This is a genomic window from Paenibacillus validus NBRC 15382 (assembly GCF_004000985.1).
Taxonomy (GTDB): Bacteria; Bacillota; Bacilli; order Paenibacillales; family NBRC-103111; genus Paenibacillus_G; species Paenibacillus_G validus.
On sequence record NZ_BIMH01000012.1, the window covers coordinates 76,586 to 100,579 of the forward strand.

At 53.9% G+C, this 23,994-nt stretch carries 26 protein-coding genes; all 26 read right to left on the reverse strand.

Annotated elements, in window-relative coordinates:
- Positions 1-15: 15 nt before the first annotated feature.
- On the reverse strand, positions 16-831 hold the full coding sequence (locus tag PVA01S_RS10835) for a carbohydrate ABC transporter permease (protein ID WP_127607514.1): 816 nt from the start codon (positions 829-831) through the stop codon (positions 16-18).
- A 12-nt stretch (positions 832-843) separates the two neighbouring features.
- Positions 844-1,749 (reverse strand): carbohydrate ABC transporter permease, encoded by a 906-nt coding sequence (locus tag PVA01S_RS10840; RefSeq protein ID WP_127607516.1) that lies wholly within the window; start codon positions 1,747-1,749, stop codon positions 844-846.
- A gap of 72 nt (positions 1,750-1,821) precedes the next feature.
- On the reverse strand, positions 1,822-3,165 hold the full coding sequence (locus PVA01S_RS10845) for an ABC transporter substrate-binding protein (RefSeq protein WP_054795686.1): 1,344 nt from the start codon (positions 3,163-3,165) through the stop codon (positions 1,822-1,824).
- A gap of 90 nt (positions 3,166-3,255) precedes the next feature.
- Positions 3,256-4,269 (reverse strand): LacI family DNA-binding transcriptional regulator, encoded by a 1,014-nt coding sequence (locus PVA01S_RS10850; RefSeq protein WP_127607518.1) that lies wholly within the window; start codon positions 4,267-4,269, stop codon positions 3,256-3,258.
- An 80-nt stretch (positions 4,270-4,349) separates the two neighbouring features.
- Positions 4,350-5,714, reverse strand: a complete 1,365-nt coding sequence (locus PVA01S_RS10855) for a glycosyltransferase family 4 protein (protein WP_127607520.1) — start codon at positions 5,712-5,714, stop codon at positions 4,350-4,352.
- A gap of 216 nt (positions 5,715-5,930) precedes the next feature.
- A complete protein-coding gene (locus tag PVA01S_RS10860; RefSeq protein ID WP_127607522.1) occupies positions 5,931-6,623 on the reverse strand; it encodes a TerC family protein in 693 nt (230 codons plus the stop codon).
- 170 nt (positions 6,624-6,793) lie between these two features.
- Entirely contained in the window at positions 6,794-8,017 is a 1,224-nt protein-coding gene (locus tag PVA01S_RS10865; RefSeq protein WP_127607524.1) for a benzoate/H(+) symporter BenE family transporter, read from the reverse strand.
- Positions 8,014-8,727 carry an ABC transporter ATP-binding protein gene (locus PVA01S_RS10870; RefSeq protein WP_459558712.1) on the reverse strand — a complete coding sequence of 238 codons (714 nt, stop codon included), beginning with the start codon at positions 8,725-8,727 and terminating at the stop codon, positions 8,014-8,016. Before PVA01S_RS10870 ends, PVA01S_RS10865 begins: the two co-directional genes overlap by 4 nt.
- A gap of 5 nt (positions 8,728-8,732) precedes the next feature.
- Positions 8,733-9,494 (reverse strand): ABC transporter ATP-binding protein, encoded by a 762-nt coding sequence (locus PVA01S_RS10875; RefSeq protein WP_127607527.1) that lies wholly within the window; start codon positions 9,492-9,494, stop codon positions 8,733-8,735.
- Between the two features lie 19 nt (positions 9,495-9,513).
- Positions 9,514-10,377, reverse strand: a complete 864-nt coding sequence (locus tag PVA01S_RS10880; RefSeq protein WP_127607529.1) for a branched-chain amino acid ABC transporter permease — start codon at positions 10,375-10,377, stop codon at positions 9,514-9,516.
- A gap of 3 nt (positions 10,378-10,380) precedes the next feature.
- Positions 10,381-11,265, reverse strand: a complete 885-nt coding sequence (locus tag PVA01S_RS10885) for a branched-chain amino acid ABC transporter permease (RefSeq protein ID WP_054795676.1) — start codon at positions 11,263-11,265, stop codon at positions 10,381-10,383.
- 13 nt (positions 11,266-11,278) lie between these two features.
- Positions 11,279-12,508: an ABC transporter substrate-binding protein gene (locus PVA01S_RS10890; protein ID WP_127607531.1), complete on the reverse strand. Its 1,230-nt coding sequence runs from the start codon at positions 12,506-12,508 to the stop codon at positions 11,279-11,281.
- Positions 12,509-12,969: 461 nt separating this feature from the next.
- Positions 12,970-13,950: a beta-ketoacyl-ACP synthase III gene (locus PVA01S_RS10895; protein WP_054795673.1), complete on the reverse strand. Its 981-nt coding sequence runs from the start codon at positions 13,948-13,950 to the stop codon at positions 12,970-12,972.
- 17 nt (positions 13,951-13,967) lie between these two features.
- Positions 13,968-14,753: an enoyl-CoA hydratase-related protein gene (locus tag PVA01S_RS10900; protein ID WP_054799015.1), complete on the reverse strand. Its 786-nt coding sequence runs from the start codon at positions 14,751-14,753 to the stop codon at positions 13,968-13,970.
- Between the two features lie 14 nt (positions 14,754-14,767).
- Entirely contained in the window at positions 14,768-15,739 is a 972-nt protein-coding gene (locus PVA01S_RS10905) for an MBL fold metallo-hydrolase (RefSeq protein WP_127607533.1), read from the reverse strand.
- Between the two features lie 48 nt (positions 15,740-15,787).
- Positions 15,788-16,237: an acyl-CoA thioesterase gene (locus tag PVA01S_RS10910; RefSeq protein ID WP_127607535.1), complete on the reverse strand. Its 450-nt coding sequence runs from the start codon at positions 16,235-16,237 to the stop codon at positions 15,788-15,790.
- A gap of 115 nt (positions 16,238-16,352) precedes the next feature.
- Positions 16,353-17,132 carry an enoyl-CoA hydratase/isomerase family protein gene (locus PVA01S_RS10915; RefSeq protein WP_054795669.1) on the reverse strand — a complete coding sequence of 260 codons (780 nt, stop codon included), beginning with the start codon at positions 17,130-17,132 and terminating at the stop codon, positions 16,353-16,355.
- Between the two features lie 26 nt (positions 17,133-17,158).
- On the reverse strand, positions 17,159-18,634 hold the full coding sequence (locus PVA01S_RS10920; RefSeq protein WP_127607537.1) for an aldehyde dehydrogenase family protein: 1,476 nt from the start codon (positions 18,632-18,634) through the stop codon (positions 17,159-17,161).
- A gap of 13 nt (positions 18,635-18,647) precedes the next feature.
- On the reverse strand, positions 18,648-19,847 hold the full coding sequence (locus PVA01S_RS10925) for a thiolase family protein (RefSeq protein ID WP_054799013.1): 1,200 nt from the start codon (positions 19,845-19,847) through the stop codon (positions 18,648-18,650).
- A complete protein-coding gene (locus PVA01S_RS10930; RefSeq protein ID WP_127607539.1) occupies positions 19,844-20,593 on the reverse strand; it encodes a 3-hydroxyacyl-CoA dehydrogenase family protein in 750 nt (249 codons plus the stop codon). Before PVA01S_RS10930 ends, PVA01S_RS10925 begins: the two co-directional genes overlap by 4 nt.
- Positions 20,577-21,440, reverse strand: coding sequence for a 3-hydroxyacyl-CoA dehydrogenase NAD-binding domain-containing protein (locus PVA01S_RS10935; protein WP_054795668.1), 864 nt, complete (start codon positions 21,438-21,440; stop codon positions 20,577-20,579). Before PVA01S_RS10935 ends, PVA01S_RS10930 begins: the two co-directional genes overlap by 17 nt.
- A 12-nt stretch (positions 21,441-21,452) precedes the next feature.
- A complete protein-coding gene (locus tag PVA01S_RS26590) occupies positions 21,453-21,629 on the reverse strand; it encodes a PaaD-like zinc ribbon domain-containing protein (RefSeq protein WP_164751797.1) in 177 nt (58 codons plus the stop codon).
- Positions 21,622-22,257: a Phenylacetic acid catabolic protein gene (locus PVA01S_RS10940; protein WP_127607541.1), complete on the reverse strand. Its 636-nt coding sequence runs from the start codon at positions 22,255-22,257 to the stop codon at positions 21,622-21,624. The genes PVA01S_RS26590 and PVA01S_RS10940 overlap by 8 nt, the downstream gene beginning before the upstream one ends.
- Positions 22,254-22,490: a hypothetical protein gene (locus PVA01S_RS10945; RefSeq protein WP_054795666.1), complete on the reverse strand. Its 237-nt coding sequence runs from the start codon at positions 22,488-22,490 to the stop codon at positions 22,254-22,256. Before PVA01S_RS10945 ends, PVA01S_RS10940 begins: the two co-directional genes overlap by 4 nt.
- Entirely contained in the window at positions 22,487-22,813 is a 327-nt protein-coding gene (locus PVA01S_RS10950; protein ID WP_127607543.1) for a metal-sulfur cluster assembly factor, read from the reverse strand. The genes PVA01S_RS10945 and PVA01S_RS10950 overlap by 4 nt, the downstream gene beginning before the upstream one ends.
- Before the next feature lies 1 nt (position 22,814).
- Positions 22,815-23,750: a Phenylacetic acid catabolic protein gene (locus tag PVA01S_RS10955; RefSeq protein WP_127607545.1), complete on the reverse strand. Its 936-nt coding sequence runs from the start codon at positions 23,748-23,750 to the stop codon at positions 22,815-22,817.
- Between the last annotated feature and the right edge of the window lie 244 nt (positions 23,751-23,994).

A 23,994-nucleotide genomic window follows, 5' to 3' on the forward strand; every position in this document is an offset into this window, starting at 1 on the left:
GGAATTCTCCCTTCATTAGCCTTTCACGGCTCCGGCCATCAGGCCTTTGACAAATTGCTTCTGTACGCTGAGGAATAAAATCAGCACCGGAATCAGCGAAAGTACGTTCGCGGCCAAAATCCGCGACCATGGAATCGCGATGCTCTCCTGCGCCAATAGGGCGAGCCGCAGCGGAATCGTGAATTTGTCTTCGGATTGAAGCAGCACGAGAGGCATTGTAAAGGAATTCCAGTTATGCACAAACTCGACAATGATCAAAGTAATGATTGCCGGTTTAATAAGAGGAAGCACGATCTGATAAAACAGGCGGAACTCCCCGCTGCCGTCGATTCTCGCGGCTTCCAGCATTTCCGTAGGCACATCGTCAATGTACTGCTTCGTGAAAAAGATCCCGAACACCGTTACGCTGAAAGGCACGATCAAGCTGATCAGACTGTCGTATATCCCCATCTTCGTAATGATGAAATAGAGCGGCAGCAGCAGCACCGTCGGTGGAACGGTCATGGTGGCGATCAAGGCGATGAACAGCACATTTTTGCCGAAAAATTGCTTCTTGGCAAAAGCGTAGCCGGCCATACTGGTAAATATCACGATGAGTGCGGTCGTGGAAATGGTCACGATCATCGAGTTCATGAACGTCGTGCCGAATTTCAGCGCTTCCCAGATTTCAGGGTAATTGCTCCATTCGAGATGTTCCGGCCAAAATGTCGGAGGAAACCGCGTAATTTCCGAGTCGCTTTTCAAACTGGACACGAACAACCAGTAAAGCGGCAGAAAAAAGATCAGGCCTAAAGCCCAAAGCACGATCGAAGACAGCCAATTTTTTTTCATCGTTTCCCCCTCCTATCCTAACCGTTTGTCGACTATTTTTTTCTGAACGATCGTGATGATGAGCACCAGGAAGAACAAAATATAGGACATCGCTGCGGAAGATCCGATCCTGTAATATTTGAACGCCTCATTATAAATGAGGAACGGTACAGTCGTCGTCGAATCGGCAGGTCCTCCGCCGGTCATGATGTAGATTTCCTGAAACACATTGAGCGAATCGATCAGCAACAGGATGAACACGACTAACGAGATGCGGCCGAGAAGAGGCCATGTGATTAAACGCAGCCGTTGAAAAGGCGTGACCCCGTCAACATCGGCCGCTTCATACAAATCTTTCGGAATATTTTGCAGACCGGCCAAATAAATCAGCATGAAATAGCCGATTTTTTTCCAGCAGGTCATGATGGCAATGACCGGCATGGCCCAAACCGTGCTGGCCAGCCAATTCGGACCCGAGATGCCGAACAAGTTCAACAGCGCATTGATTAAACCGCGGTCCCCGTTAAAGAGAAACATGAAAATCAAGCTGGCGCTGACTACCGATAAAATATAAGGAATAAAGAAAACGGTGCGGACCAGATTGACCCCTTTTAATTTCTGGTTAAGAAGAAGTGCCAGGCACGCCGAGGCGAACATCGTAACCGGAATGAAAATAATGCTGAAATAAACGGTATTTACAAGCGCTTTAATAAACAGCTCATTCTGCAAAACCCTTGCATACTGATCGAATCCGACAAAGGCGCCGGGAATTTCGAAAAGCCCTGAATTTTTCAGCGTAATGGGCTTAATATCCTTAAAGCTGGCGATAAAGGACCAGATGATCGGATAGATCAAAAAAAGTCCGAGAATGATGACCGAAGGCAAAATAAACACATAGCTGGTCCAGTCTCCGATCCTGCTGCGGATTCTTTTTTTCATGTTTTGCCTCCTTAGGCAAGCAGAGCACCTAGCTGGTTAGGTGCTCTGTCCTGACTTGATTACTGGATGGACTTACTTCGCTTTTAAAATGGCGTTGCCTTTTTCTTCGAGCGTTTTCAAGCCTTGTTCGGCCGTGATGGCGCCGGAAACAACCTGGTTCAGTACGCTTTGATAGACTTCCGCCTCCACTTGAGCCCACTGTGGAACCGGCGTCGATATGCTCGGGTATTCCAGGCCTTTGATAAAGACGAGGAATTCCGGATGCTCTTTAAAATAAGGCAAGTCGTAAAGGTCTTTGCGAATCGGCACGCGGAACGGGTAGAAGTTGCCGTCGTCGGCTTTTTCCCCCTTCATTACCAGCTCCTGTCCTTCTTTAGAGCCCAGGAACTTGATCAGCTTCACGGAAGCGGACAGCTTGTCGCCTTTCACGCCCGTCGGCACGGAAAGCATGTAAGGTCCGATATCGGCTGCTTTGCCTGCAGGTCCGGCCGGCACTTCGGCCGTTGCGACTTCAAATTTGTTGGCCGCCTTCCAAGCATCGGGAACCCCCCATGGTCCTTGGAATTGCATAGCCACCACCTGGTTGCGGAAATCGGCCATAACAGCCCCGCCGTCTTTATTCACTGTATCCGGAGGCGATACTTCTTTGACGAGCTTCGTATAAAATTCCAATGCCTTCTTGCCCTCAGGAGAGTTCAAGCCGACCTGATAATTGCCCTTGCCGTCATCTTTGACAATGTTCGCTCCGGCTTGATTCATGAACATATTGACCATCCAGGTAATATCGTAAACTTGCTTCCCGACGAGTCCGATGCCATATTGATCCGGTTTGCCGTCACCGTTCGTATCGACGGTCAATTTCTTGGCGGCGTCATAAAGCTCATCCCACGTTTTCGGCGGATTTTTAATACCGGCTTTGTCGAACAACGTCTTATTATAAATTAACTGAACGGAATGTCCGAGCCATGGAAAGCCGTAAAGCTTGCCGTCCCAAGTCCCCAAATCCCAAAGCTGCTGATAGTAGTTGTCCTTCTCCGCATTCAAATCCTTCGACAGATCAAGGTACGCTCCTTGCGGCGCAAGACCGCGAACGTCGCGGTAAGCGATCTGCATGACTTCCGGAGCATCTCCGCTCAAAATTTGAGTCAACAGCTTTTGACCGTTTTGGGCGCTGCCGAGCAGTTCAACTTTAACATCCTGGTTTTTCTTCTCGAACTCGTCCAGGATGACGCGAATCGCTTTGCCGCGCGGCGAATCGCTTGCCCATGCGATCTGCATGCGGATTTGGGTCGTTTTACCCGGCTCCGCTTGCGCTTGCTCTCCTGCGGTATTAGCCGATTCCGGTTTGGCGGACCCGCAAGCGGTCAGTGAAATAGCGAGCGTGCCAGCGACTACAACTTTTGGCCATTTGTTCATATGAGGTAACTCTCCCCTTTTTAGGTACTTTTATATAAAAATCCAATCATCAGCACCTTTGCCAACGTTGGCATTTTTATCTAAAAAAATTTAGGTCGACTGTCTTTCGCAAATCATCGGTGAGATCAGCACACGCGTGCCGTTTTTTTCAGCCCCGTCAAGCTGCTTGACCAGGAGCTGCATGACCGTCTGAGCCATGGATGTAATCGACTGGTCGATGGTCGTGATCGGAGGATGATAAAATTCCCCCATCTCGGTCTTATCGATGCCGAGTACGGCAACCTGCTCCGGAATGCGCAGTCCTTGCTCGTAAACCGCGCGGTATACGCCGATAGCCCTTTCATCGCCGGAGATAAAAATGGCGTCCGGATGCTGCGGCAAGGCCAGCGCCTCCTTCGTCCGCAGATAAGCCGATTCAATGCTCGACACATCGTACAGAATGTTCCACTCGATCGCCTGTTCTTGATGTGCGGAGAAATAGCGGCTGATTCCTTGCGCCCGTTCCTGATTCACGATGTAATCCGCATGGCCCAGCAAGAACAGGATGTTCCTGCGGCCCTTCGAGGCCAAATATTGGGCGGCCAGGTAACCGGCGGACACATTGTCCAAATCCACATAGGAGGTGTCGAAATGATCCATGTCTTTTCCCAGAATAACGAATGGGATTTGTCGTTCCCGCAAATACTCCACCCGTTTATCTTTTTCTTTGGTGTCGAACATGACCGCACCGTCAGCCATGCCGTGCTTCAATAGATAAAATCCGTCGTTCTCGTTCTCCTCATAGCTCTCGGCCGATGAAGAGGAAATAATCAGACGGTAATCCATCCGGTGCGCTTCCTTCATCATCTTCTGCAGAATTTCATTATGAAAAGCGCCCCAAAACCGTCCGCTATGCTGATCTACGAAAGCAATCAAGGTGTTTGTCTTCTTCTCCCTCAGGCTTTTGGCCAGCATGTTGGCTTTAAAGCCGGTTTCTGCGACCACCTTGAGGATTTTCTCTCTCGTTTCCGCCTTCACATGGGGATCTTCGTTAATGACGCGGGAAACGGTTCGAATAGACACGCCTGCCAGCTTTGCCACATCTTTGATTGTTTGCGTTTTCATTTAGGGTCCCTTACTCGAATCTAGTTTATGCCATCGTTGGCATTTATAATTGTAACCGTTCTCGCTCGGGGTGTCAATATCTAGCTTTTTGAAACCGGCGTTTTAAAAAGTCCGGCCAAAATTTGCTTCAGCGCATCGTAGGAATAACGCTCTTCCCCTAATCGAAAGTTATGTTCCATGCGGGCACTGCGGAATTCGCCATCCTGTAAATAACGGAGCACTTCCCGGCCGGCCGCCTCCATCACTTTGCTTTCCACATGGACCAATCCTTCTTCGTCTACCGTATGCTCGCTGCCCAAGGAAACGATGTGAAACCCGCATGGCTTAATGTCTGTTCCATATACCGGATATTCGTATACGGCCATCGGCTTCTTCGCATACAGGCCTTCGAGGAACTGGTTGCCCCAGCCTTCCAAAACACTCGGGTACGTGATAAAGTCCGCATGCACGTAAGCGTCCCACAACGAGTAAAGCTTCTTGCCGTTTCTGGTAACGCGGGTCGCTTCGATCCATTCGTTAATATACAGCAGCTTCACCTTCTGCCTCTCGGCTCTTCGGTTCAAGCCTTCCACGTACGCTGCCGAGGCTTCCTGAAGACCTGCGAGCACAAGCACGATTTCCCCGTCATCCCCGAGCATTCTCCCGTCATAAAGCGGGCTTTCTTTCAACAGCTTCATATTGTCCGGCTTACCGACCTCTGCCGCCAAATCAATCGCAAGCTCAATCGCTTTCCGTTCGGCGATCCGGGTTGCCTGCAGGAAAAGGATGTCGTTATCTTTCACGCCGATCACCTTGCGAAAATCGCCGTTGTAATCGTCGAGCGTCCAGGCAGGAGCGGTAAAGTCGAATACGTTAGGCACGACTGTCGACGGTTGTCCGGTGCGCTTCAGCAGCTCCTCTTGAGCGATTTTATTAATCACGACTTGCTTGACATTCGGAAGCTTCGGCGGAAAATATTGCTCCAGCCAGTCTGAGATGCAGGCATCGGTCGGATTGCTGTACCTTGTCCGCTCCCAATGGAAATCATGATTGTGCGCGATGCAGGCGATGTTCCTCTTGCGCGCGACTTCCGCGAAAGCAATCCCTGCAGGCAGCCCCCAGCCTAACGACCAAATATTGTTGGGCACCAGCATATCCAGCTTGTATTCGTCAATCGCACGGCACAGCGCTTCCTCGATCCGGGCCGCAAACGCCAGTACATCCTCCCGGAATGCCTCGGCATCGGGATAATCCGAGAGCCGGTCGTAGGCGTTGGCGACGAATTTGTTGTTGACCGGGTGCTGATAGTGCAGCTCTTCGAGCACAATCCCTTCTTCTTCTCCCAAACTTCCGGCTAACAGATACACCCGATGACCCAATTCCTCGAGAACCTTCTTCCATTTTTCCATTTCCAAGGAAACGCCGTCGGTCTCCCCGACACGAAAGTGACATAATGCAATATTCATGCTGTGGGTTCCTCCTAAAACATAAAGTTTTCATGATGCAAGCTGGCGGCTTGCATTTTTGCCAACGTTGGCAAAAATAATGATAACCTGATTCTAAACGAATTTATCCGAAAAAACAATTCATTATTTCATGCAAAAGCCCGAAATGCCTGCTCTGAGGCATTTCGGGCTTGTTAGCCGAATCCGGCCATTGGGTAACGGCCGAAAGCAGGGCGATCAGGAAGCGGCCGATGTAGCGTTCCCTTCGCCATCTTCTTTTTTCTTGCCGAGCAGTTTGCCGGCAATCACAACGACAATAGCCAGCACGATCGGAATGATGTAATGTCCAGCATGGAAATACGTTTCGAACCAGTGTCCCACCGCTTTATCCGTCAGCATCATTTCCCCTGCCGTATAACCGAGCAGGCCGGCTCCAAACCAGACAATAATCGGGAAACGGGTCATCAGCGTCATGAGAAGCTGACTGCCCCAAATAATCAACGGGATACTGATGGTAAGCCCCAGGGCGATCAGGAGCACGTTGCCTCCCGCCGCTCCCGCGACAGCAAGCACATTATCCAGGCTCATAACCAGATCGGCGATCATAATCGTCTTAATCGCTTCGGCTATGGTATTTCCCGATTTCAGATGCTCTTCTTCTCCTTCGCCTTTCACCAGCTTGACCGCAATGTAGAGCAGCAAAAGTCCCCCAAGCACTTGCACATAAGGAATGGCAAGCAGCCAAACCGCCACAAACGTCAGGATGATCCGCAAACCGATCGCACCGAAGCTTCCCCAGAAGATCGCACGTTTCTGTTGGTGCGCAGGCAACGCACGGCAGGCAAGCGCAATCACTACCGCATTATCACCGCTCAATACGATGTTGATGAGGATCAATTTTAATAAGCCTACCAATAAATCGCCTTCCATACTTCGACTCTCCTTTTAGTAGTTACTCATTTATGTCTATTACATTATAGTGCAGACCTGTCTGTTGTAAAAGAAAAAAAAATAGAAAGCTGAACAAGTCCAACCGCTCCAAAAATAAGAACCCCTCACCCCGGGCTATCGGTTTGGGGTGAAGGGTTTATTCAGCGCCGTTACTTCGTTACAACGGCCTTGATGTTGATTTTGCGCCAATCCTGCTTCTCCAGGATGAACGAGAACACGATTCCGCCGGCCAATCCCCAGAACGGCGCTCCGATCCTGAATAACGTGATATCCGATAACGTAATCATGAAGGCAAACAGAGCGCCCAATTTATGACCGGCCGAGAAACTCATTTGCAGGGAATTCACGAGCACTCCGATCATGGCCAATCCCCCGAGCAGCTTAATCAAGGAGGCGGGGATCGAATCCGTCAAGAGCACAGCCATCGGCGCCAATAAACCGAATAAGACCCACAATGCCCCCATCACGATCGACCCCAGGTAACGGTGTTCCTTGGGTCCGTTCTTCTCATCGGTCAGAATCGCCGTCATCGGACCGGCAATACAGGCTGAATGTGCGCCCATCAACGCATTCGCCAAAGAACCGATTCCGCTCCATCGGGTCATCGCATTCACCGGCGGCTCGTACCCGTCTCCTCTGAGAACCCCGATGCCTTGCGCGTTCTGGACGGCGATAACGGTCATCGCCAGCGGAATGACAAGCTCGCCGATGGTGCTCCAATCGAACGCGGGACTATACACATGCGGCTTCGCTATCCGGAATACGATCTCTCCTGCGGGACTCCCCCCGAAAAAAATGAGCCAGACGGCGGAAACGGCGATGGCCCCCAGAATGGGAGGAATCCGTTTGGCCCACCGGGTGAAATAGGACAAAACCAGAAACGTAAGCAGCGTCAAGCCGTTCAGCAACGGAGCGTCTTTCAGCGAGGTCACGACATTGGACCCGAAGGGGAGTAAGACACCCGAAACCATCCCCATCATAATCGGCAGCGGAATCGATTTCATCAGCTTCTCCACCAGGCCGACCATGCCAAGCAGGAGAATCAGCAGCCCCGTCAGCACATAAGCCCCGATGACGACGTTGAAGGGATGGTTGGAAAGCGACGTACCTACAAGGACAGCGCCCGGGATGGAGAAAGCTACCGCAATAGGCTGCTTGTACAAGACGGACAGCATGATCGTCAGCGCCCCGCCGGTCGCATAGACGGCGAACACCCAGGAGGAAGTCGCTTCCGGCTGGAGCTGTCCCTGTGCGGCCGATTGCAGAATGATCAGAAACGGCCCGGTGACGCCAAACAACCAAGCGATAAAGCCGCTCGTACAATGATTCATGGAAAACGGGTTCAAGCTTGTAAATCGGAACCGGCCTTTCATGCGCTATGAGCGCCTCCGAGATACGCTTGCAGGATCATGTCGTTATGCAGCAAGGCATTCGCCCGGTCGGCCAGCTTGATGCCTCCGTTTTCAATGACGTACCCGCGGTCGGCAATGCGCAGCGCCTGGCGGGCATTTTGTTCCACGAGCAGGATGGTCATGCCGCTGGCTTTCAACGTCTGAATCAACCCGAAAATTTCTTTAATCACGAGGGGAGCGAGACCCAGGGAAGGCTCATCGAGCATCAGCAACTTGGGCTGCGCCATCAATCCGCGCGCGATCGCAAGCATCTGCTGCTGTCCTCCGGAAAGCGTCCCTGCCGGATGATGCCTGCGGTCTCTCAGCAGAGGAAAAATGTCATAGACATGTGCCAATAAATGCGGCGTATCTTGCTTGCTTGCATACATGCCGCCGGTGAGCAGATTGTCTTCGATCGTCATCCTTTTCAGAATCGCCCGGCCTTCCGGAACATGGACCAGCCCCGACTTTACGATCACATGCGTCTGTTCTTGATGGATGGGCGCGCCATTGAAACGGATTTCCCCGTTCGTAGGCCGGATGATTCCGGAAATCGTCTTGAGCAGTGTGCTCTTCCCCGCTCCGTTCGACCCGATGAGAGCGACAACCTCTCCTTCGTATACGTCCAGATTTACGCCCCGAAGCGCTTGAATTTGCCCATATGCGGCAGAAGCTGCCTTCACTTCAAGAATCGCGGTCATACGGCCTCCTCCTCCTCGCTTCCCAAATAAGCTTCAAGCACAGCCGGATGATGCCTGATGTCCTGCGGCGTTCCCTCCGCGATTTTTTGGCCGAAATTAATGACGGTGACGATGTCGGAAATCTTCATGACCACGGACATGTCATGCTCGATAAGCAGAACCGTCACTCCATGATCGCGTATCGTCAAGATGAACTCGTTCAATTGCGCGCTCTCTTCCGGATTAAGCCCGGCCGCCGGCTCATCCAGCAAAATTAACTTGGCCCCGGAGCAAACCGCCCTGCCGATTTCCAAACGTTTCTGCTCCCCGTACGAGAGCTGGCTCGCCGGCAAATCTCGCTTACGCTCAAAGCACAGCAAGTCAAGCACTCTTTCCAATTCGCCCTCAAGGCTCTGACGCTTGTTCCCATGCAGGTAAGGAATCAGGCTGGACAGGCCGAAGGAGATTTGCGTGCCTTGACCCATCCGCAAGTTTTCCTCTACCGTCATATGCGAGAACAGCCGGATGTTTTGAAAGTTCCGGCTGATCCCGAGCTTGGCGATCCGATGCGGCTTTAACGGATTCAACAACGTTTGTTCGAAGCGAATGTCGCCGGAATCCGGTTTGTATAAGCCGGTGATCAGGTTGAACAGCGTCGTCTTCCCCGCACCGTTCGGGCCGATAATGCTGTGAATCCGCCCGGCCTTCACGTGCAGATTCAGGCCGGATATGACATCCATTCCACCGAAGCGTTTAGACAAATTTTGAATGTTCAGCATGGACAGGTGAATCCCTCCTTTAGCGAAGTGAGGATATGGATGAAGGCGACTGCCGCTGTTTGCGCGCGAACCGGCTGCGGATCGTTTTCACCGTCTTCTCCGAAATGAGACCCTGAGGCCGTACCGCCATCATGACGACGATGATGATCCCGTACACAACCAGCCTCCATTCCTCGAGCCCCCGGAAAATTTCAGGAATCAGCGTGAGAAGGAACGCGCCCGTCACCGCTCCCCAAGGGGTCTGGTACCCGCCGATCAGCACGTAGAACAAGATGAGCAGCGACGTATGAAAACCGAAGCTTTGCGGATCGATGAAAAACATGTAGTGGGCGTAATAGGCGCCGGCGATACCGGCAATGCCCGCACTGATCGTAAACGCGCATATTTTGAAAAACGTGACGTTCAATCCCATCGATTGGGCAGCGACTTCATCCTGCTCCACGGCCTTGAACGCCCAGCCTAACCGCGTGCGGTTCATATATAAGACGGCGGCAAGCACGACGACCGTGCCGACGGCCACATTCGCAAGTGTCGTTCCCGACATCCCGCTCAGCCCGGAGGCGCCTCCGATATAGTCCACATTGCGCAGCACGACCTCGATCATTTCATTAAATCCGAGCGTTCCCACGGCCAGGTAAATGCCTTTAATCCGCAGCGCCGGAAAGCCGATCGCAAACCCGACGAGTGCCGCAGCCGCAGCCCCTGCCAGAAACGATAGAACAAGCGGAATGGAGAAATGGACCGTCAGGATGGAAGAGACATAGGCGCCTAGTGCCATAAATGCTCCATGCCCCAAGGAAAGCTGCCCGGTCGCCATCGTCACGTACAAGCTTAACGCGAGGATAATGTTGATTCCTGCAAATATAAAAATCGATTGCTCCATCGGCTACACCCTTTCCGTCTGCACGCTTGAACCCATTAATCCGGTTGGGCGGAACAATAAGATAAGAATGAGCATCCCCCAAACGACGGCATCGGCGTACTCGGTCAAACCGAGCGGAAGCGCGATAGCCATGACCTCAAGCAGTCCCATCAAAATACCGCCGATCATCGCGCCCCTGATGTTCCCTAAGCCGCCGATGATCATGACCGCCAAGCCCTTCAGTCCGACCATCGTTCCCATAAACGGGGACACCGTTTCGAAACGGATCGCGTACAGCATGCCGGCGACTGCCGCCAGCAGCGAGGCCAAGACGAAGGTCGAAACGACGACGAAGCGTACATGGACGCCCAGCAGCTTCGCCGCCGTTTCGCTTTCCGAGAGCGCTCTCATCGAACGCCCCAGTTTGGTGCTTTTCATAATATAGCTTAGGCCCAGCATGGAGACGAGCGATACGAGCAGCAGGATCATTTGCGGACTGCTGATCAGCACTTCGCCGATTTGCAAATTCGACAGGTGGATGACAGAAGGAACGGACTTGGCGTCGGAACCGGACAAATTGACGACCAGTTCGGAAATGACGATGCCAAGCGCAATTGTGCTTGCCAGCGGTGCATAATGATAATCCCGCCGAATCGGCCGGAAACTGACGAGCTCGATCACCATGCCGAGCGCAATGGAGCCTGCCAGAACGATCGGAACGGCGGCGTACAGCGGGAGGTGAACTTTATCGATCAGGATATAGACCATAATGCCCGATGTCATGAAAACTTCGCTGTGAGCCAAATTCATCATGCTGAGTACCCCGAATATCAGGGTGAACCCGATCGCCAGTAGCGAGTACAAGCTTCCCTGCAGCAGGCCGTTAATCAACTGCTGGATCAACTCCATGGTGGCGCCTCCCTTACTTTAACGGAGCGTAGTTCCCGTCTTTTATCGTAACCGTATGCACTTCCTTGACGCCGTCGCCTTCCGCATCAATCGTCATTTTGCCTTGCGTGCCTTCATAGTCCTTCAGCTTTTCCCAGCCGGATCTCACCGTTTCGCGCAGCTTCTTCACATCGCTGTCTCCATTCAAGCCGGCGTCTTTAAGCTGTTTGGCAATAATTTGGATATTGTCGTACGCATTCACCGCATACGGATCCGGCTTTGAAGCATCCGGTGTCAGCTTTACCGCTTCCGGCTCGAACTTTTTCAGAAACTCCTGGGCCTGCGCCCGGTCGATTTCCGGATACCAGTAAGTGCCTACCACGATATCTTTAGCCGCCTCGCCGGCTAATTTCGGGAAAGCCGACGCATAGATGCCAACCGTACCGATGATCGGAACGTTCACGCCCTGCCTTCTCAGCTCTTTCACCAACCCGGCCCCTTCTTGATACAAGACGCTGACGGCGATAGCCTCCGGCTTCATGCCTTTGACCTTGGTGACGATCGCGCTATAATCGGTATCTCCTGTCTTAATAGCCAGAGGATTGCTCTTGTTGACCCATTCAAAGCCGTTCTTCTCTATCGCGACAGGCAGCACATCCACACCCGCCGATTTGGAGACGGCGTCCTTCTCGTCATAAATAACGGCAAATTTCTTGACGTTGTAATGCTTGGCGAATACCGGAAGCGCCGTACTCAGCAGCTTGTCGTCCGTCATGGAGTTCCGGAACGCCCATGGACGGTTGGCTGCGGAAATACCCGGCTTGGCGGAAGCGTAAGAGATGATCGGAATCTTCAGCTCGTTGGCGATCGGAAACGTCACCTCGGCTTCACCGCTGAAGTGGGGGCCGGAAATCGCAACGACGTTTTCCTTTTCAAGCTTCCGCGTCAACAGCACCGCCTGCTTGTTGTCGCCGGCCGTATCCTCAGTCACCAATTCAAGCTTGCTGCCGTTAATGCCGCCTGCGGCGTTGATTTCATCGACTGCGATTTTAGTGGCGATTTCCTCTTTTTCTCCGTAATCTTTCCCTTTTCCCGTTTTCGGCACAAGAAAGCCGATTTTGATCGGTTTCGCTGTCGCCGTCTTCTCCTGATTTGCGCTTGGCGCGCTTGCCGGTTTCGTATCGGCCGAGCCACAGGCGCTCAACACGGAAATGACCAAACTTGCGATTGCCGCCAAACGAACCACTTTTTTCCCAAAACTCATTTTGTTTGCCCCCTCAAGAGTGTTTGGTACCGCTTTCAATAAGAAGTATGCGTCACACCTGTGTACCCATGATGAAACACGACATGATTACAAGCGTTTTATGAACTTTCGTAAAATAAACATATCATATCAGGATGTGGCAAACACGGCAGTCTTCCAGGATCATGCTTTGAAAATACGGAGCGATGGCAATGAAGTGATCCAAGATCACTTGAAGCCCTCCTTTATCGGTTGCCGGATCGGAAGCGGTTTCAAAAACTGGGCGGGGGACACCTCCCTATATCATTATGTTTTTGTGACTTTCGTGTTATATCCATAATATAATATGATCCCCGTCACACCGTCAATGCCCAAGTTTAAATCTTTTTCACGGCGGGTGCCGCATCTAAGCAAACAGGCGCACAGCAAGGCAATCTGCCTCCGGTCTTGTCCGAAGTCCGATCGCCGCGTGCCGGCTGCCGCTAATAGTGCAATAATGCGGAGCCCCAGCCTAAGCCTCCGCCGAATGCCGCTAAAGCCACGACATCTCCTCGCTTGATTTTGTTTGCCTTCACCGACCGGTCCATGGCCAAAGGGATGGTTGCGGCCGAATTGTTGCCGAAATACCGGATCGTGCTGATCATTTTATGCTCCGGGACTTCGAGCGTTCTTCCTACGGCATCAATGATTCTTTGATTCGCCTGATGCGGAATCACCCAATCGACCTGCTCCAGCGTATACCGGCAATGCTCCAGCGTTTCCATGATGCTCTGGCTCATCAGGTTGACCGCCAGTCTGAAGATGCGGTTGCCGTTCATGTGAATTTTGTTTTTGTTGCTTTCATCGCCGGCCCCCGGGTACCTGCTGCCGCCTCCGGGAACGATCGCAGCGTCGAAGTATTCGCCGTTGGCATGAACCGCCGTATGCAGCAGTCCGAGCGTGCCGCCGCCTTCTTCACGCGATAATACGAAGGCGCCCGCTCCATCGGCAAAAATGATGCAGGTCGAGCGGTCCGTATAGTCCGTAATCCGCGATAACGTATCCGCGCCAACGACGAGTACGTGCCGGTGCGGACCGGCTTTGACAAACTTCTCGGCGACGTGCAGCGACGCGATAAACCCCGTGCACGCTAAATGGACGTCAAATGCGGTGACTTGCCGGCAGCCGAGCCGCTGCTGCAGCTGACAGGCTACGGGCGGAAACGGATGGTCCGGCGTTTCGGTGGCCACGATAATCATATCGATATCGGCGGCGGTAATTCCCGCGCTTTGAATCGCTTCCAGTGCGGCAAAATAGGCCAAATCGGAAGTGGCCTGATCATCCGTAACGATTCTGCGTTCGGCTATACCCGTTCTTTCGAGGATCCATTGGTCCGAGGTATCCACCAGCTTCTCCAGATCGTGATTGGTTACTATATGCTCAGGGACATAAGAGCCGGTCCCGCTGACAATCGCCTTGTACATGCGCACACCCCGCTTTGCTATTCGCCTGTAAACACAGGCTTTCTTTTCTCTTGAAAGGCAGCCAGAGCCTCCACCCGATCCTTGGTCGGAATGATGACCTCATAGGCTTTGGATTCAAAATCCAGTCCCGTCTGCAGATCGCCTCCCGCTCCCACATCGATCGCGCGCTTGGCTTGATAGACCGCAAGCGGAGCATTGTTCAATATTTCGCCCGCCAGCTTCCCGCACAGCTCGGCCAGGTGTGCCTGATCGTCGGCCACCGCGTTCACGAACCCGATGGCGTGCGCCTCGTCGGCCGTTATTTTGCGGGCGGTAAGAATCAGCTCCTTCGCTTTGGAAGGGCCGATTAACCGGGGCAGCCGCTGCGTGCCGCCCGCGCCCGGAATAATCCCCAGACTGACCTCCGTAAGCCCCATCAATGCTCCGCGGATCGCATAGCGAAAGTCGCATGCCAGCGCAAGCTCGAACCCGCCGCCGAAGGCATAACCGCTTATTGCGGCAATCGAAGGCTGCGGCAGCCGTTCCAAGGCGCTGAATACATCGCGGATTTTCCTGACGTTGCGGCGAACCTGCTGTTCATTTAACGATTTCCGTTCCTTCAGATCGGCGCCCGCGGAGAAAGCGCGCCCCTCGGCTTCCACAATGACGACGCGGATCGCTTTCGGATCGTTGGCAATTTCGTCCAAAATATTATCCAAACAAACGAGCGTTTCATAATTAAACGTGTTCAGTTCCTCCGGACGGTTCAATCGGATGCAGCCGACATGACCCCGTCTTTCCAATAGGACAGGTTGATCTCCCACCTTCGTTCCCCTCCCTACGCTTCATAGTGCCAGACGCCGCTGCGCATAGCCTTCCCGATTGCCGCTTTGGACTCCGCATAATCCAACAAACCGATAATCTCCGACATGACCGCCGAGAATTCGGAATCATATTTTTGCGGATATAAAACTTGCGCCAATTGAAAGGCCGTCGTGCTTCCGCTGCGAATGTAAGCTTTCAATTTCTCCGCCTTTTCCTCAATGCGCGCCAACCGCTTGCCGATAAGCTCATGAGGCCGGTCCACCGGCTCGCCATGACCGGTATAGACGATGTCCGCCTTCAGCTCCAGGCACTTCGTCAAGGACCGGGCGTAAGCAACCAGCGTCGGTATCCGATTCCCTTCCCGGTCCGGTTCGACAAAGGCGTTGCTGGAAATATGCCTGATTAGATGATCGCCGGCAAACAGCCTCTTTTCCCGCTCATCCCAGAAGGCAAGATGATCCGGCGAATGGCCGGGAACCTCGATGACCCGGTAAGCTCCGATCCGGTCCGATTCCCGAAGCGTCCGGATGGGGGCCTTTATTTTACTTGGATCGTTGTTCCTGATCGCGCGTTGAAGGCGTGCGGCATGTCGTTCTCCTGCTTCCCCGCAGCCCATTTCCCGGTATAACCGCTTGTAGAAGCTTGCGCGCATGGACAAAAAATCGGGTTCTCTCGTTAATCGCGGAACCGCCTCCGGATGTGCATAAACGGGGACATCCGTGAGCGCCGTAATCCGATTGACCAACCCGGTATGGTCCGGATGGCTGTGCGTAATTAAAATTTGCGACAAATCGCGCAAAGCGAACCCGGCTCTCTCCAGAGCGCCATGGAGCGCATCCCAGCAAGCCTCGGAGTCGTCCCCGGCGTCGATTAACGTAAGCGTACGCTCATCGGACACCAGAAACATATTGACGTCGCCCACGTCGTAAGGCGTCGGCGCAACGACCGGAATGACACGGCGGGAAGCCGTAACTTCACCGTTCATCAGATATTCACTTCCCTACGTTTGTGCTTTGAACGGCCCGATAGCCTCTCAAGCGTTCAACCATGGATTAATTTGAACCGTCTCGACGGCCGTATCCTCTTCCAGCAGCGCGCGGGCTTCGTCCGGAATCGGCACGGCAAAGATGCGATCCCCCTCCTGCTTGACCCAGCCCCGCAATTCGTAGCCGTGCCCCGTTCTCGCTTCTCCCCGGAATACCTCGTGATTCAGCTTCACCGTTCTGCGGTTGACCTCCGTTACCTCGGTGGCAATGGTGATGATATCGTCATAATACAGCGGTTTCTCGAAGGTGCAGCGCACATCGAGCAATGGGAGAATGATGCCGTGCTTCTCGCCAAGCTCGGCAGGCGGGAGACCGATGCTCCGGAAAAATTGATGGCCGGCGATATCGAACCATTTGAAATAGTTCGGATAATAAACGATCCCCGCCTTGTCCGTATCCCCGAAATTGACCCTGATTTGAAACCGGTTGCGTCTCATTCGCACGTCTCCTTATTGCCGGTTACCCAACGTTTCAAAAAAACGATATGGATTATGAACATCCATAATCCATATCGCATTCCGGCGCTTATTCAGATCGTACCGGCGGTTCCTGTTATTGGCCTTGCCAGTTCGGCTGGCGCTTCTCCAGGAAGGCCGCCAAGCCTTCCTTCGCATCGGCGGAACGGAACAAGAGGTTTTGCAGCTCGCCCTCGTATCGGATGGCAACGTTGAGCGGCATTTCGATCCCGTTCTGGATCGACAGCTTGATGTTCGAAACGGCGTACGTGGCGCTGTTTGCAATTTTACGAGCATATTCCAGCGTCTTCTCTCTCGTCTGTTCTTGCGGGAACACTTTATTGACAAGTCCGATATGAAGGGCTTCCTCCGGCGTCAACAGGTCGGCCGAAACGTTCAGATCAAGCGCGCGCGACGGCCCGATCAGGCGGGCAAGGCGCTGAGTGCCGCCCGTTCCGGCAAGCACGCCGAGCGTCACTTCCGGCAAACCGATCTTGCCGGCTTTGTCGCCCATGAAGCGCAGGTCGCAGCCGAGCGCCATCTCCAGACCTCCGCCAACCGTATGCCCTTCGAGGCAGGCGATGAACACTTGCGGCGAGCGCGCGATTTTATCGAGCGTTTCGTTGCAGAACAAGCAAAATTGCGTTTTGAACTTCGGATCGGCCGCTTTCAGGAAGTTGATGTCCGCGCCGGCCGAGAAGAAATTCGGCGTATCGCTCAGCAGGACCGCGACTTTAATGGAAGGATCGAAGCGGATATCGTCGATCGCGGCATTTAATTCTCTGTAGAAGTCCAGACTGTAAGAGTTCGTTTTGTTGATATGAAGGTGAATTTCGGCAATTCCGCTTTCTTTCGTCAACGTTAAATTTTGTCCCATGATCAGTTCCTCTTTTCTTATATGGATTAGAGTCCGAATAAATTAAGCGGCTTCGGCCCGACGTAAGAAACGACGCTTTTCGTTTCGGTATACAAGTTGAGCGTTTCAAGAGCCAGCTCGCGCCCGAAGCCGGACTGCTTATAGCCCCCGAACGGAGTGCCGGGAAATGCCGAAATTGGTGAGTTGACCATCACGATACCCGCCTTGATTGCGCTTGCCACGCGATGGGCTTTGCCGTGGTCCTTCGTCCATATCGCCGAACCGAGGCCGAAGATCGTATCGTTGGCCTGACGGATGACGTCCTGCTCATCGTGAAACTTCATGACGACGACGACCGGTCCGAAAATTTCCTCCTGCGCGACGCGCATATCGTTGCGGACATTGCCGATGACGGTCGGCATGTACCAGTGGCCCTTCTCGAATTCCGGCCCTTCCGGACGTTTGCCGCCGAGCAGCACTTCCGCCCCTTCTTCGACCGCAAGTTTTACATACCCGTCAATGACCCGCTCATGGCTAGCCGAGATGACCGCTCCCATATGCACGCCTTCGGCGAACGGATCGCCGACGCGCAGGCGCTTCGCCTTCTCGATGAACTTCTCCATGAACCGGTCATAAATGTTCGCGTGTACAAACAAGCGGGACCGCGCTTCACAGGATTGGCCTGTATTATAGAAGATTCCGTATAAGGAGCCGTCTACCGCACCGTCGATATCGCAATCGTCGAACACGATGTTCGGCGATTTCCCGCCGAGCTCCAGCGTGATCCGTTTTATCGTTTTCGAAGCGCGCGCCATAATGTCTTTACCCGTTTCCGTTTCGCCGGTAAACGCAATCTTGTCGATGCCCGGGTGCTCCGTCATATAGGGTCCGATTTCCGAACCGCTGCCTGTAATAACGTTGACCACACCCGCAGGAACGCCGGCCTCCTGGCAAATCTCCGCAAGCATGTAAGCGGTAATCGGGGTAGGGCTGGCCGGTTTCAGAACGACCGTACAACCGGTAGCCAGCGCAGGCGCAATTTTCCAGGCGGCCATCATCAAAGGATAGTTCCAGGGAATGATTTGTCCGCATACGCCGACCGGTTCCTTCACGGTATAGTTAAAAAATCCGTTCGGCACTTGATTGACGTCTCCGCTTTGCGTCATGGCTGCAGCCGCGTAAAACTCGAAGTCCTCTATCGCTTGACCGATCTGTCCCTTGGCGGCGCTGACCGTTTTACCGCTGTTCAGCACTTCCGCTTTAATTAATTCCGGCAGGCGCTCGGTCATGATGCTCGCGATTTTAATCATGATCTTGGCTCGGCGAGCCGCATTCATTTTCGGCCATTTGCCTTGCTCGAACGCCGCTCTCGCGGCGGCAACCGCCTTATCCACGTCTTCCCGGTTCGCTTTGGCGACCGTGCCGATCACCTCGCCGGTGGCAGGGTTGAACGTTTCAATGACTTCCCCGCTGCTGCTTTCCACAAATTCACCGTTGATGAATAAAGGATAATGCTGCTTCATCGAACCTACCCCCTCAGTCCCATTTTTCCACAATTGTGGCGATTCCCTGGCCGACGCCGATACACATGGAAGCCAAGGCATACCGGCAATCCCGCCGTTTCATTTCGTGCACCAGCGTCGTCATGATCCGGGCGCCGCTGCATCCCAGAGGATGCCCGAGCGCGATAGCCCCGCCGTTCACATTGACCCGCTCCGCATCAAGCCCGAGCTCCTTCACGCAAGCTAAAGACTGCGAGGCGAAAGCTTCGTTCAATTCGACCAGATCGATCTGGTTCGCGGTGAGTCCCGCCTTCTGCAGCGCTTTGCGGACGGCGGGTATAGGTCCCACCCCCATGTAATCGGGATGGACGCCTGCCGTCGCCGAAGTCACGATCCGGGCTATCGGCCGCAAGCCCAGCCGTTCCGCCGTCTGTCTCTCCATCACGAGAAGCGCGCTCGCTCCGTCGTTGATGCCGGAGGAATTGCCGGCCGTTACGGTGCCGTTCTTGCGGAACGCGGGCTTTAATTCCGCCAGCTTCTCCAGCGTCGCATCCGCCCGCGGATGCTCGTCGGTATCGAACAGAACCGTGTCGCCCTTGCGCTTGATCGGGAACGGAACGATCTCATCCTTGAACTTTCCTTCGCGGATTGCCTGCTGGGCGCGCTGCTGGCTGGTCAAGGCGAATGCGTCCTGTTCCTCGCGGCTGATCCCGTATTTGCTTGCGACATTCTCCGCCGTCTCTCCGAGCGTGATCGGCGGGTATTTCTCTTCCATGACCGGATTTACAATCCGCCAGCCCAGCATCGTATCATAGAGCGTCTGGTTGCCTCGGGCCCCGGAATGCTCCGGCTTGAGCATGACATAAGGCGCTCGGGTCATACTCTCCGTGCCGCCGGCAATAAACACGTCCCCGATATCGGCTTTGATCGCGTTCGCCGCCTGATTGACGGCCTCCAGCCCCGATCCGCACAGTCTGTTCACGGTAACCCCGGGTATCGATAAGGGGAGACCGGCCAGCAGCACCGCCATGCGGGCCACGTTCCGGTTATCTTCACCCGCCTGATTCGCGCAGCCGAAGAACACGTCTTCAATCCGTTCCGGCTCCACCCGGCTGCGGTTCAGCAGCTCGCGAATCACGTGAGCCGCCAGATCGTCCGGCCGCGTATCCTTCAACGTTCCGTTGTATTTGCCGATCGGCGTTCGAACGGCATCCACAATGACAGCTTCCCTCATGATGGAAACTTCCTCTCTTCCGGGTAAGTGTAAAATCCGCGGCCGCTTTGAAGGCCGAGCCGGTTCGCGTACAGAAGCTTCCGCAGCAGCGGCGCGGGACGATAGCGGTCTTCGCCGATTTCGCGGTGAAGGCCGTTCAGGACGGCGACAATATCATCCACGCCGACCGTATCCGCCCATTCCAACGGCCCCATCGGATAGTTCGTTCCTTGTCGCATCGCCGTGTCGATGTCCTGCGGCGATGCGATGCCTTCCATCAGCCCGAAGGCCGCTTCATTGATGATCAGGGACAAGATCCGCGCATAAACCAGGCCGACCTCATCCTGCACCGTCTCGGTTTGTTTCCCCAAGGCTTCAAAAAAACGGGCGGCCTGGCGTAATTTCGATTCCTCCGTCTGCAAGGCGGGAGCGATTTCAACCAGCTCCGACTTCTCGATCGTAGCGAACGCCGAGAAGCCGACTAACCGCGTGGAATCTTGAAGCCAAGATGCGCTTTCGGTCGCGCTGATCCCGAGCACGGTGGAAAGAATCAGCGTATCCCCGCCTGCGGCATAGGTTTCCGCCGATGCGAGATTTGCTCTCTTTTGCGCCAAATCGGCATTCGTCGTCTCCACGATGACGTCCATCTCCCGTTCAAGGCGGCTGCCGTCCGACAGCTGCACGCGTCCCGAATCGGAGCAAAGCTTGCGTAATGCCGCTGCCAGGGAGTTATTCCCCAGAATAAGAACGTTAGGGAGTTCCCTCATACGAATAATACCCCTCTCCGGTTTTTCTCCCCAGCCGGCCCGATTGCGCCATGCGCTGCTGATAGTAATGGGGACGGAAGCGCGGATCCCCGTAAAAGGCTTCATACACCGACACGGTCGTGGAGAAGTTGATATCGATCCCAATTAAGTCCTGCAGTTCAAAAGGCCCCATCCGGAACTGCCCGCTCCGCTTCATAATGCGGTCAATTTGCTCCGCCGTGGCAATGCGGTCCCCGAGAATGCGAAGCGCTTCGTTGTAGAAGGGGCGCGCCACCCGATTGACGATGAAGCCGGGCGTGTCCGCGCAAGATACCGCAGACTTCCCGATCGACGCGGCGAACTCAAGCAGCGCCCGTATCGTTTCCTCGCTCGTTCGAATGCCCTTCACCACCTCGACCAGCGGCATGAGCGGGGCCGGATTGAAGAAATGCAAGCCGGCCACCCGAGCCGGAAGACTCGTTTCGGCTGCGATCGCCGTGATCGAGAACGAGGACGTATTCGACGCCAATATCGTTTCCCCGGGACAGCTTTCGTCGAGCTTCCGGAACACATCCCGCTTGATGTCCATCGATTCGGGCACCGCTTCGATCACGAGCTGGCATTCCTGCATATCCGAGAGCCGCACCGTTGTCCGGATGGCGCCCTTCACATCTGCGGCCGCTTCGGCCGACAATTTGCCCTTCTCCGCCAATCGGTCGATTTGCCTGTCTATGGCTGCCTTGGACTTGTTGACGATTTCTTCGCTTCGATCGAAAAGAACGACCTGATAACCGTGCTGAGCCGTCGTCTGCGCGATACCGGCCCCCATCGTGCCGGAACCGATGACCCCAACCGATCGTATAACCATGTCCCTCACTCCTTATGATTCGTCCGGGTGCTCCTCTTGCCAACGAACGAATTCAAAGACGCTTTTACATGCGTTGCAATAATATTGGCGGACGAGCTGGGCCGTGCCGAACGGCGCGATCAGCGTGACGTCCTTGGATTCGCAGAAGCAGCAGAACGGTTCGGCGCATCTCTCTTCCCGGTCAACCATGGGCCGCCGTCCTGTGCGCCACGTCCGCCTCGATCATTTGATCGAACCGGGCGGTCAACGCCGTGCCCGCTTTCATGTAACCGCTTGCATAAAGCTCTTGATCCGCCTCCAGCTTGACCAGCCATGCGCGCGCTTCGGCCACTCTTTCCTGCAGCGCTTCACGAAACTTGCGCGGTACCGCCCCTGTATCGTTCGCCAGCTGAACCGCCCAGCCTCTACAGTAGGCGACATGATCGCCCTGCTCTCTCAGCAGCTTATGAATGCGCATGACGATATCCGTGTGACCGGCTTCAAACATCGCCTGAAGGACCAAATTAAAGCTCACGTTGATCGTGTAAGCGGATGCAATTAATCCGATCCAATCGGTCGTGTTCCCGGCGAAACGGAACGCTTTACCTGTCTGGTCGCGAACGTCCTGCTTCTTTCCGGTTAAGCCTTTCAGATCGAAGGCCCAATTATATAACAACCTCGCATGACCGAGTTCACCTTGCGCCATCGCAATCGATGACAGGCTTGCTTCCAAATTCGGCCCGCCGACCCCGATTTCCACCAATCGGTCGCCCAGTACAAACTTATTGTCCGCGATCGTCTCCACGATGTGAATAAAAGAGTCTCTGCCTTTCGTCATCGCCCGTCACCCCATTTTTCGAAAAGCCCTTCAGGCTGTCGGATCCAAGTCATTTCCTCTCTCGGAACGACGCACATTTCCACCCAATCTTCCTCGTCATACACGAAGGTCGCGTATACCTTCGCAAGCTGGTCCGTCTCGGCCGCAACGGTGCCGACCATGACCAAGTCGTCGCCGCGTTTAATCCTGGTAAACACGTTGTATTCCTTCTTCTGCTTGCTGCTGCTGTTCATCGCGCGCTAACCCCCCACGTTTTTAATTTCTCGCGAGCAGCCGCCGAAAGGCGATCTACGGTCCAAGGAGGGCTCCAAACGACATTCATGCGCACTTGTTCAACTCCGGGTTCCTTCAACAAACGTTTTTGAATATCGCCCTCAATCCATTCCATACAAGCACAGGAGGCGGCGGTATAGGTCATCGTCACTTCCGCTTCGCCGTCTTGAACCGAAATCCCGTAGATTAATCCCATATCGACGACACTGACCGGGAATTCCGGATCCATCACTTCATATAGAGCATTCCAGCAGCGTTTCTCGATCAGGCTAATCTCGCTCATCTCAGACCACCTCTTGGCGAAGCGCTTCCAGTTCGTGGGCCCCCCGTTGAATGCGGTTTACAAATTCCTGATTGCGCGGGCCTCTGTTCTTAAAGCGCTGAATCACGTTATCCCAGGTATCCGGCTGATCGTACAGCCATTTCTTCTGGTCAGCATCGAATTTGCACGGGAACGGTACGTCCAGCATGTATTTCTGCTGCGCTTCGTCGTAATGCGCCGGCGGCTTCAATCCGATTGACTCCAGGAACGGAACGGCCGTCGACAACCATTTTTGGCGAAGCCCGTCGTTCGTCTTGCCTTTGAGCTTATAGTCAAGCTGCGCGGAGCGGCTCTTCAATTCGTCGGAAACGCCGAAGAACTCCAGCGCCATCAGGAACATCCAATCCATCGCTCTGCGAACCTGGTCCGCCGTCTCCGGATGGTCCATGGCCGCCTTCAGAATGATTTCGCCATTGCGCAGATGGAACAATTCCTCTTTATCCACTTTCACAAGCGCCCGCTTCCACGGTCCGTACGAGGTATGCTCGAAAGCGTCGCCGAGGAGCGTATAGCCCGCGCGGTCAAACAAAGCGTTGAACATGCCGAGCTCCACCCAATTTTCCAGCTCGAAATCGAAGGCGTACGGATTTTTCCACTTGTTGGCCGGCCGGTCGTACACGATGGAATCGACATTTTCCCCAAGATCTTTCAGCAGGCGGTACGCGATATGCGCGTGTCCGATTTCATCCTGCATGATCGCCAGCGCCGTAATTTTGTGGTTCAGCGTAGGAGCTTGATCATACACGGTCAACAAGGGCGGTACGCTTAACAGCTCCGTATCGCCGACAATAAGCAGTGTTTGTTTTAAGGCTTGCAAATACGCCTCATCCATATCCTCCATACGTTCAACAAAAAAACCGGCATTCACTTTTTCTTTGAGTAAAGCGGAACGATCCATAACATTCACCCCATTACGTTTATTTCACTTTCGTTTCATATACATAATATATCAACGATCCAACTTGTAGTCAATACGTTTATTTTACGTTCGTGATAAAAATGTAATAAAAGATCCCCGTTCGTCAGAAACGGGGATCTTTGGGGAAAGCGCCAAGATCATGCTATAATATAGGTTCATTCAAAACCCGGAAGGAGTCCATCACGTTCATGGCATCCCCACACGATTTTGTCGTATCGGACGA